This is a genomic window from Micromonospora sp. KC606 (assembly GCF_004348675.1).
Taxonomy (GTDB): domain Bacteria; phylum Actinomycetota; class Actinomycetes; order Mycobacteriales; family Micromonosporaceae; genus Micromonospora.
The window spans coordinates 1-9,799 of record NZ_SMKN01000217.1 but is presented as its reverse complement, the minus strand read 5'-3'; the positions used below and the strand labels follow the sequence as shown (position 1 = coordinate 9,799).

Genomic DNA, 9,799 nt, shown 5'->3' with positions numbered 1-9,799 from the left:
GGCGGAGGCTGCGCTGGAGAGTAGGCGGGGGCTGATCGTGCCCAGGGCGGCGTCGCGGGCGCGCAGGGCCAACCGCCCCCGGGCCTGCAGGACCGCCGACATCCGTCGGGTCTGCCGGACCACGGTCGCGGCGCGGGGCCGGCGCAGCCGGTCGTACGCCTGCACGGCGTCGGGCAACGTCGACTCGCGCAGCAGCGACGCCAGGGTCGCCGCGTCCTCGAAGGCCAGGCAGGCGCCCTGCCCCAGGTGCGGCGGCATGGCGTGTGCGGCGTCGCCGAGCAGCACCACCCCGCCCGGCCCGGCCGGGAAGCCGTACGCCCGCGGCAGCGGACGCAACTCGCGGACCTCCTGCTGGACCAGGTCGTCCGGCTCGGTGGCATCGAGCAGCGCGCCGACGGGGGCGGGCCAGTTGGCGTACCAGCGCCGCAGCAGGGCGAGCTGGGTTTCGGGCGGCTCGGGGCGGGGCGCCCCGGCGGCGGTGGCCACCCAGTAGATGCCGCCCCGGCGGGAGGCCCCGGATGACCCGCGCTCACCGAGCGAGGCCGCCACGAACCGGTAGCCGGCTCCGAGCACCTCCCCGCCGAGCGGTTGGTCGACCGTGAACGTCGGTGCCCGGTACCAGGGAATCACCGCGCGCCAGGAGGCAGAGCCGGAGCTGACCACGGCGGCCTCGGGGGCGAGCCGGCGGCGAACCGCGCTGTCGGCGCCGTCCGCGGCGACCACCAGGTCGGCCTCGACGAGGTCGCGGCCGACGCCGACTGCCGGACGCTGCCCCGGGCGGACCTGGACGGTGTCCACGGCCACTCCGGTACGCAGCTCCGCCCGGTCGCCGAGACCGGCGACGAGGGCGTCGTGCAGGTCCTCCCGGTGCACCACCACCGGCATCCGGTCCGCCGGGGTGGGACGCGGCTGCACCAGCCAGTGCCCGTCGGGGCGGCGTACCCCGCCGTCGGGCAGCGCGGTGGCTATCGCGTCCAGGCCCGCGCCGAGGCCGAGCGCGTGCAGCGCGCGAACCCCGTTGGGCCAGAGCACCACGGCGGTGGGTTCGGCTCGAACCCGGTCAGACCGTTCCAGCAGGGTGACCTGCCAGCCGGAGCGGGCCAGCGCGCCGGCCGCCGCCAACCCGCCGAGCCCGGCGCCGACCACCACCGCGGTCCGCATCCCCGGCCCGCTCAGCTGTCCCGGTCGGCGGGGCGGGCGCCGGCGGAATCCGCCCGCTCGGCGACGTCGGCGGGCGACGTCTCAACGTCACCGCCGGGCCTCCCCACCGCGTCCGCGGCGGGCGACGTCTCGGCGACACCGCCGGGTCTCCCCTCGGCGACGTCGGCGGGTTGCGTCTCGGCGACACCGCCAGGTCTCCCCTCGGCGACGTCCGCGGGCGACGTCTCGGCGTCTGCGGTGGCATCGTCGGTCGCCGTGGGCGGCGCGGCTGGCTCGTCGGGGACCTCACCGGTCTCCTGGAACGTCCGGAACTGCTCCTCGCTGACCGTCCGGTACCCCTCGGGAGCGACCGCTCGCGGGCCGTTGCCGGCGCGGGAGAGGTCGACCTGGGAGACATCCCCGCCGGGCGGCGGGGCCGGAGTGGTGGCGCCAACCGGGACGAGGTATGCGCGGGGGCCGTGCACCCGCAGGAAATAGATCAGCGCGCCGACGAAGACCAGGGCGGCGGTCCACACGTTGATCCGGACGCCGAGGATGCGGTTCGCCTCGTCGGTGCGCATGATCTCGATCCAGAACCGGCCGGCGGTGTAGCCCATCACGTACAACGCGAACGCCCGGCCCTTGCCCAACTTGAGCCTGCGGTCCAGGACGAACACCAGGGCGGCGACGCCCACGTTCCAGATCGCCTCGTAGAGGAAGGTCGGGTGGTAGAGCCCGGGCAGCAGGATCGGCTGTCCGGCCTCGTCGCGCAGCGCGTGCCCGGGGTGGGCTGGGTCCATCCTGTGAATCTCCAGGCCCCAGGGCAGCGTGGTCCGGCCGCCGTAGAGCTCGTTGTTGAACCAGTTGCCGATCCGGCCGATGGCCTGCGCCAACGGCAGGCCGGGGGCGAGCGCGTCGGCCACCACGGTCAACGGAAGGCCCAGCTGGCGGGCGGCGATCCAGGCGCCGACCGCACCGCCGGCGACCGCGCCCCAGATGCCGAGGCCGCCCTCCCAGATGGCAAACGCCCTCAGCGGCTCGCCGTTGGCGCCGAAGTAGTTCTCCGGGGAGGTGATGACGTGGTAGATCCGGGCCCCGACGATGCCGAACGGCACAGCCCAGACCGCGATGTCGAGCACCGCGCCGGGGGCCACCCCCCGCTGGCGCAGCCGGCGCTCGGTGACCCAGCAGGCCACCACGATGCCGAGGATGATGCAGAGCGCGTACGCCCGAATCGGCACCGGCCCGAGCTGCCAGACCGCGGTGGTCGGGCTCGGCAGGGCTGCCTGCGGGATCGTCGAGGCGAGGGTCACGGCTGCACAGGCTACCGTTGCGGACCGCCTCCGCGGCACCCCGGTCCGCACCGTACCTTGCCCCAACCGGTCCGCCACCGGGCCCACGCCCGACGCCCCGCCCAAGGTCCACCGGACCCACGCCCAGCGCCTTCGCCCAAATTTGCGCTCCGACTGCGGCGCATCGCGGTGTTCCGCCTCATGGTCAACTCCGACTGCGCCGCATCGCGGTGTCCCCGGCGAGGGAGAGCACAAGCCGACGCAGACGGAGTCGATCACCGGCACGGGCAGGCCGGTCACGTGCGGCACCGACAGGTTCGATCTCGTCGGGCGCGGACCGGGCCGGCGCGGTGGTCGTCGGGCGCGGACCGGGCCGGCGCGGTGGTCGTCGGGCGCGGACCGGGCCGGCGCGGTGGTCGTCGGGCGCGGACCGGGCCGGCGCGGTGGTCGTCGGGCGCGGAGACGTGATGGGTCAGCGGGCGGGGTTGCGGACGCCCTCGGCGAGTTCGGCGCTGAGCGTGCGCAGGGAGGTCAGCCCGGCCGCCGAGTCCGAAGCGTCGAGCAGGCAGCGGATCAGGGCGCTGCCCACGATGACGCCGTCGGCGTACCCGGCGACGGCGGCGGCCTGAACGCCGGTCCCGACCCCGAGGCCGACCCCGACCGGCAGGTCGGTGACCTCACGGACCCGGGACACCAGCACCGGCGCGGCCTGCGAGGTCTGCGCCCGTGCCCCGGTCACCCCCATGATCGCGGTGGCGTAGACGAACCCCCGGCAGTGCGCGGCGGTCATCCTCACCCGGGCGTCGGTCGACGACGGTGAGACCAGGAACGTGCGGTCCAGGCCGTACGCGTCCGAGGCCGCCAACCACTCGCCGGCCTCCTCCGGGATGAGGTCGGGGGTGATCAGACCGGTGCCACCGGCGGCGGCCAGGTCGCGGGCGAACGCGTCGACGCCGTACTGCTCGATCGGGTTCCAGTAGGTCATGATGACCACCGGGGCGCCAGTGGCCGCGACCGCCTCGACGATGCGCAGGGTGTCGGCGGTGCGGACCCCGCCGGCCAGGGCGATGTCGCTGGCCCTCTGGATCACCGGACCGTCCATCACCGGGTCGGAGTACGGGATCTCCACCTCGATGACGTCCACGCCCGACTCCACCATGGCGGTCATCGCGGCGATGCTGCCCTCGACGGTCGGGAAACCGGCCGGCATGCAGCCGACCAGCAGGGCCCGTCCGTCGGCGCGGGCCTTGTCGAAGGCCACCCCGATCCGGCTCACGATCGTCACTCCTTGTCGAGGATGCCGAAGTACTCGCCGGCGGTGTGCACGTCCTTGTCGCCCCGCCCGGAGAGGTTGACCACGATGACCGGCTCCCGGCCCAGCTCGGCGGCGAGCCGCGGGGCGACCTTCAGGACGCCGGCGAGCGCGTGCGAGCTCTCGATCGCCGGGATGATCCCCTCGGTGCGGCAGAGCAGCTCGAACGCGGCCATCGCCTCGGCGTCGGTCACCGGCAGGTAGGTGGCCCGGCCGCTGTCGTGCAGCCAGGCGTGCTCCGGGCCGACACCCGGGTAGTCCAGGCCGGCCGAGATGGAGTGCGACTCGATCGTCTGGCCGTCGGAATTCTGCAGCACGTACGTGCGGGTGCCGTGCAGCACCCCCGAGCTGCCGCCGGTGATGCTGGCCGCGTGCCGCCCGCTCTCCACCCCCTCACCGCCGGCCTCGAAGCCGTACAGCCGCACACCGGCGTCGGGGACGAAGGCGTGGAAGATGCCCAGCGCGTTCGAGCCGCCGCCGACGCACGCCGCGACCGCGTCCGGCAGCGCGCCGGTCAGGTCGAGGCACTGCTGGCGGGCCTCGACGCCGATGCCCCGGACAAAGTCGCGGACCATCTCCGGGAACGGGTGCGGACCGGCGGCCGTGCCGATCAGGTAGTGGGTGTCGTCGACGTTGGCGACCCAGTCCCGCATCGCCTCGTTCATCGCGTCCTTGAGGGTCCGCGAGCCGGTGGTCACCGGGATCACCGTGGCGCCCAGCATCCGCATCCGGGCCACGTTGAGTGCCTGCCGCCGGGTGTCGACCTCGCCCATGTAGACGACGCACTCGAAGTCGAACAGGGCGGCGGCGGTGGCGGTGGCCACGCCGTGCTGCCCGGCGCCGGTCTCGGCGATCACGCGCTTCTTGCCCATCCGCTTAGTGAGCAACGCCTGGCCCAGCACGTTGCGCACCTTGTGTGCGCCGGTGTGGTTGAGATCCTCCCGCTTGAGCAGGATCCGCGCGCCGGCCTCCGCCGAGAACCGCCGCGCGGGGTAGAGCAGCGACGGGCCGCCGGCGTAGTCGCGCAGCAGGGCGTCGAACTCGCCGAGGAAGTCCTCGTCGGTCATCGCCTTGCGGTACGCCGCGTCCAGCTCGTCCAGCGCCGCGACCAGCGCCTCCGGCACGAACCGGCCGCCGAACCGACCGAAGTGACCGGCGGCGTCGGGAACCTCGCCGGACGGGTTCGAGGTGTCGGTGCTCATCGCGGTGTCCTCTCGCTGCGGGAACTGTGGACGGCTCAGCGCACCGGGCGCGGCGTCGCCGGGTGGTTCCCGGCGTTGACCAGCTCGGCGACCGCCTCCCGCGGGCTCTTCTGGGTGACCAGGCCCTCCCCGACCAGGACGGCGTCGGCGCCGGCCGAGGCGTACCGGATCAGATCGTGCGGGCCGCGCACACCCGACTCGGCGATCTTGACCACGCTGCTGGGCAGGCCGGGCGCGATCCGTTCGAAGACGGCCCGGTCGACCTCCAGGGTACGCAGGTCACGGGCGTTGACCCCGATCACCTGCGCGCCGGCCTCCAGGGCCCGGTCGGCCTCCTCCTCGGTGTGCACCTCGACCAGCGCGCACATGCCGAGCGACTCGATCCGCTCCAGCAGCCCGACCAGCGCGTTCTGCTCCAGCGCCGCGACGATCAGCAGCACCAGGTCCGCGCCGTGCGCGCGGGCCTCGTGCACCTGGTAGCTGGAGACGACGAAGTCCTTGCGCAGCACCGGCACCTGCACGGCGGCCCGGACGGCGGCCAGGTCGTCGAGTGAGCCGCCGAACCAGCGCCCTTCGGTCAGCACGCTGATCGCCCGGGCACCGCCGGCGGCGTACTGGCCGGCGAGGTCGGCCGGGTCGGCGATCTCGGCCAACCGGCCCTTGGACGGCGAGGAGCGCTTGACCTCGGCAATCACCGCCACGCCGGGCTTGCGCAGGGCGGCGTACGCGTCCAGCGGCGGCGGCGCGGCGGCGGCCAGTTCGCGGATCCGCTCCAGCGGAACCTGCTCCTGTCGCCGCGCCACCTCCTCGCGGACGCCGGCCAGGATCTCGTCGAGCACGTTTCCGGACGCTGCCGGACCGGGCCCGTCCCCTTCCGCGTGCGCATGGTCTGCAGTCACCAACGGACTCCCCTCTCCGGGTGTCATGGGCCGATGCTAGGTGGCGCCACCTGGCAGCACGTGCCGGGGGTATGGCGCCCCTCACGGAATGGGCTGTGGCATGATGACCGACCTCCGGTGAACGCCATGTCACGCAGCGCCACCGCAGCGATCGACGGGGGTCACCCGGCGAGCCTTGACCGCCCCCGCCACCTGATCGACCGGAACCGATGAACAATGACAACACGAGGTTCCGGTTTCCCGCAGCACCGCGACGCCGGTCGATGGTGTGACCAAGCTCAAGGACGAACGGACCTACCGGGGACGACCGCGCCGATGGACAGTTGATCCGCCCGTCACCACGGCGAAACGTGAGCCGGGCAGCCTGGATGCGGGCAGCCTCGTGAGGCGGGCCTGCCGAACGTCGGACTTCTCGTGCGGAGTGACCATGAGCACTACGGGACCGGACTCCTCGACCATCGGCTTCACGACCATCTCCCGGTCTGTCGCCTCCCTCGCCGTCGGTGTGGTGCACACCCTCGAACGCGCCGTGGTCGGCGACGGCCGGGTGCGTACCGCTCGGGGCAACGCCTGGGAGGCCGTCTGCGCCGACCGGGCCCGAGCCGATCAGCGCGCCGAACTCGACCGGCTCGTCGCCGAGTTGGCCGCCGCCCGCGCCGCCGCACGGGACCGCCACGAGCTGCGGCAGCCGGTCAACTGACCGTCGGGTCCTCACCCCGGTCGAGCGCGTCCCACGCCTCCCGGGTGCCCCGCTGCGCGGCCGGCCGCCCGTCGAACGTCGTCCCGGCGCGGGGCCGGCGCTCGTAGCGGGCACCCATCGCCGGCCAGCGGTCGCCACGCCGGGCGGCCAGTGCGCCGCCGGCCGCCGCGAGCAGCCCGCCGAGCAGGCAGAGCGCCGGCCACTGCCGGCTGACCTCTCCGGCGAAACCGGCGGTCAGCCCGTAGCCACCACCGGCCGCCACGGCCAGGCCGAGCAGGGCCAGCAGCCCGCCGAGCAGCCGCCGGAGCCGGCCTCGGGTGGCCAGCACCGCCCCGCCGCCGGCCAGCACGACCAGAGCGAGCGCCGACAGCCAGGGCAGCAGTTGCGCCCCGGAACGGTCGTGGCGGGTCGGCGGCAGCGCGCCCCGGGCGGTCACCTCCACCGCCCAGGTGCGGGTGGCCGCCCAGACGGCCAGGCCCGCGCCGGCCAGGCAGAGCAGCACCGCGTACGCCAACTCGCGCCGGCCCCGGTCGGCCGGTGCGCCGGTCGGGGCGGGTGTCGCGGCGTCTCCGGGTGCGGTCACCGGGCAGGCCGCAGGGTTTCGGCCGCGGCGATGGCGGCGAGCACCGCGGCGGCCTTGTTCCGGGTCTCCTGGTCCTCCGCGGCCGGATCGGAATCGGCCACCACCCCAGCCCCGGCCTGCACGTACGCCCTCCCGTCACGGATCAGCGCGGTGCGGATGGCGATCGCCATGTCGAGGTCGCCGCCGAAGCCGAAGTAGCCCACGGTGCCGCCGTAGAGGCCACGCCGGACCGGCTCCAGCTCCTCGATGATCTCCATGGCGCGCACCTTCGGGGCACCGGAGAGGGTGCCGGCGGGGAAGGTGGCCGCGAGGGCGTCGAAGGCCGTACGGTCCTGGCGCAGCGTGCCCACCACCGTGGAGACGATGTGCATGACGTGGCTGTACCGCTCGATGGTGGCGAACTCCGGCACCTGCACCGTCCCGGGCCGGCAGACCCGGCCCAGGTCGTTGCGACCCAGGTCGACCAGCATCACGTGCTCGGCGCGCTCCTTCGGGTCGGCCAGCAACTCGGCGGCGAGCCGGGCGTCGGCATCCGGTGTGACGCCGCGTGGCCGGGTGCCGGCGATCGGGTGCAGCAGGGCCCGGCGCTCGCCGTCCGCCCCGGCGCTCACCTTGAGGTGCGCCTCGGGGGACGAGCCGACGATGTCGAAGCCGTCGAAGCGCAGCAGGTACATGTACGGGCTGGGGTTGGTGGTGCGCAACACCCGGTAGACGTCCAGCGGGTCGGCGTGGGTGTCCCGCTCGAACCGCTGAGCCAGCACGATCTGGAAGCACTCGCCGGCCCGGATCGCCTCCTTGGCCTCCTCGACCGCCTTCGGGTAGCCGCCGGCCGGGGTCCGGCTGACCACCGCCCCCGCGGGCGGACGGTCAACCGTGGAGATCATGGGCGGAATCGGTCGGGACAGCGCGGTGGTCATCGCGTCCAGCCGCCCCACCGCGTGGTGGTACGCCGCCGCGACCTGGGCAGCCCGGTCGGGGGCGTCCGCCGGGGGCAGCACCGCGTTGGCGACCAGGATCGCCGAGCCGTCGTAGTGGTCCAGCACCACCAGGTCGGTGGCGAGCATCATGCCCAGTTCCGGCACCCCAATGTCGTCCTCGGTCAGCTCGGGCAGCCGCTCGAAGCGCCGGATGAGGTCGTAGCCGAGGTAGCCGACCATGCCGCCGGTCAGCGGCGGCAGGTCGCCGGCCGGGTCCTGGGCCGGGCCGGCGAGCGCCGCGACGGTCTCGCGCAACACCGTCACCGGATCGCCGGAGGCTGGCACGCCGGCCGGCGGGTGGCCGGTCCAGACGGCGACCCCGTCCCGCTCGACCAGGGTGGCGCTGCTGCGCACTCCGATGAAGGAGTACCGGGACCAGGCCGCGCCGGCCGAACCGACGCCCTGTTCGGCGGATTCCAGCAGGAACGTCCCGGGACCGCCGGCGAGCTTGCGGTAGACACCGACCGGGGTCTCCGCGTCGGCCAGCAGCCGGCGGGTCACCGGCACCACCCGCCAGCGGGCGGCCAACTCGACGAAGGCGCCCAGGTCGGGGTGGAGTGTGCCGTCGGTCATGAGGAGACTCCTTCGGCGGTGACCGGCAGTTCGGTGAAGAAGCAGGTGCGGTTGCCGGTGTGGCAGGCCGCGCCGACCTGGTCGACGCTGACCAGCAGGGCGTCGCCGTCGCAGTCCAGGGCGACCGAGCGGACGTACTGGTGGTGGCCGGAGGTCGCGCCCTTGACCCAGTACTCCTGGCGGCTGCGCGACCAGTAGGTGGCCCGGCCGGTGGTCAGCGTGCGGTGCAGCGCCTCGTCGTCCATCCAGGCGACCATCAGCACCTCGCCGGTGTCGTGCTGGCGGACCACCGCGGCCACCAGGCCGTCGGGGGTGCGCCGCAGCCGGGCGGCGACGGCCGGGTCGAGGCGGGAGGGGCGGGCCGCGCCGGCGGGAGGGCCGCCGGTCACGGGAGACTCGGGTGCGGGCACAGTCAGCCATTCTCCCGCACGGGGTACGGGCACCTGCGGCCCGTCCCCGCCACGGCGGGCCGCACGACCGAGCTGGGCGACGTAGCGGTCCAGCCGTCCGTCGGCGAGCGCGGCGGCCAGGTCCCCGCCGGCGACCTCGGCGATCCGGTCGGCGTACGGGCGGACCAGCGGGACGACCCCCGCGACCAGGCGGGCGGCGGCGGTGGCGAGCTGGCCGGTGGCGCCGGGGCGCAGCCCGAGACAGCGCAGCATGTCGTCGCGGTAGCCGGGCGGGGCGACCGGCAGCGTTAGGGCGGCGGCGAAGGCGGCCCGGCGGGAGACCACCCGGATGCTCGGGTTGGCCAGCCGCAGCACCGAGGGGCAGAGCCGGGCCAGGTCGGCGGCGGCCAGCCGGACGCCGAGCGGGTCCGCGGCGGCCCGGGCGGAGGCCACCTTGCCGAGGGTCGCGACCAGTTCCTCCAGCCGGGGCTGGTCGGCCGGCTGGCAGAGCACCGGCAGGTCGATCCGGGGCCGCCAGTCGTCCTCGGCCCAGAGCAGCCGGGCGGGGGCGGCGACCGGCAGGCCGAACGCCCAGTCGGCCGGCTCGCCGAGCCGGTCGACCCAGGAGCGGACATCCCGGGCGGTGACCGAGACGTGCACGATCCGGCCGCCCACCTCGGCGAGGTACGCCTGCCGGGTGGCGTACGGCGGGTCGGCCCGCCACGCCGGGTC

At 74.8% G+C, this 9,799-nt stretch carries 9 protein-coding genes and 1 pseudogene; 1 reads left to right on the top strand and 9 read right to left on the bottom strand.

The window, feature by feature from the left end; translation table 11 throughout:
* The 5 genes from E1193_RS26690 to trpC form a co-directional block, all read right to left on the bottom strand.
* Nucleotides 1-1,161, bottom strand: a 1,161-nt coding sequence (locus E1193_RS26690) for an NAD(P)/FAD-dependent oxidoreductase (protein ID WP_132185937.1), incomplete at its 3' end; no start/stop codon positions are given.
* 11 nt (nt 1,162-1,172) lie between these two features.
* Nucleotides 1,173-2,453, bottom strand: a complete 1,281-nt coding sequence (gene lgt / locus E1193_RS26685) for a prolipoprotein diacylglyceryl transferase (RefSeq protein WP_132185936.1) — start codon at nt 2,451-2,453, stop codon at nt 1,173-1,175.
* A gap of 451 nt (nt 2,454-2,904) precedes the next feature.
* Entirely contained in the window at nt 2,905-3,708 is an 804-nt protein-coding gene (trpA, locus tag E1193_RS26680; RefSeq protein WP_132185935.1) for a tryptophan synthase subunit alpha, read from the bottom strand.
* A gap of 5 nt (nt 3,709-3,713) precedes the next feature.
* Nucleotides 3,714-4,946, bottom strand: a complete 1,233-nt coding sequence (gene trpB, locus E1193_RS26675; RefSeq protein WP_132185934.1) for a tryptophan synthase subunit beta — start codon at nt 4,944-4,946, stop codon at nt 3,714-3,716.
* A gap of 35 nt (nt 4,947-4,981) precedes the next feature.
* Nucleotides 4,982-5,785: an indole-3-glycerol phosphate synthase TrpC gene (gene trpC / locus E1193_RS26670; RefSeq protein WP_207922877.1), complete on the bottom strand. Its 804-nt coding sequence runs from the start codon at nt 5,783-5,785 to the stop codon at nt 4,982-4,984.
* A gap of 487 nt (nt 5,786-6,272) precedes the next feature.
* On the opposite strand from trpC, the gene E1193_RS26665 reads away from it, so the two are divergent.
* Nucleotides 6,273-6,545: a hypothetical protein gene (locus E1193_RS26665; RefSeq protein ID WP_132185932.1), complete on the top strand. Its 273-nt coding sequence runs from the start codon at nt 6,273-6,275 to the stop codon at nt 6,543-6,545.
* Here the strand turns inward: E1193_RS26665 and E1193_RS26660 are convergent.
* The 4 genes and pseudogenes from E1193_RS26660 to E1193_RS33465 all read right to left on the bottom strand — a co-directional run.
* A complete protein-coding gene (locus E1193_RS26660; RefSeq protein WP_132185931.1) occupies nt 6,538-7,128 on the bottom strand; it encodes a Trp biosynthesis-associated membrane protein in 591 nt (196 codons plus the stop codon). The two genes, E1193_RS26665 and E1193_RS26660, sit on opposite strands and share 8 nt — an antisense overlap.
* On the bottom strand, nt 7,125-8,678 hold the full coding sequence (locus E1193_RS26655; RefSeq protein ID WP_132185930.1) for an anthranilate synthase component I: 1,554 nt from the start codon (nt 8,676-8,678) through the stop codon (nt 7,125-7,127). Before E1193_RS26655 ends, E1193_RS26660 begins: the two co-directional genes overlap by 4 nt.
* Nucleotides 8,675-9,088, bottom strand: a complete 414-nt coding sequence (gene hisI, locus E1193_RS33470) for a phosphoribosyl-AMP cyclohydrolase (RefSeq protein WP_132185938.1) — start codon at nt 9,086-9,088, stop codon at nt 8,675-8,677. Before hisI ends, E1193_RS26655 begins: the two co-directional genes overlap by 4 nt.
* 168 nt (nt 9,089-9,256) lie before the next feature.
* Nucleotides 9,257-9,580, bottom strand: a pseudogene (locus tag E1193_RS33465) (phosphoribosyl-AMP cyclohydrolase); the annotation flags it as partial.
* Nucleotides 9,581-9,799: the final 219 nt, after the last annotated feature.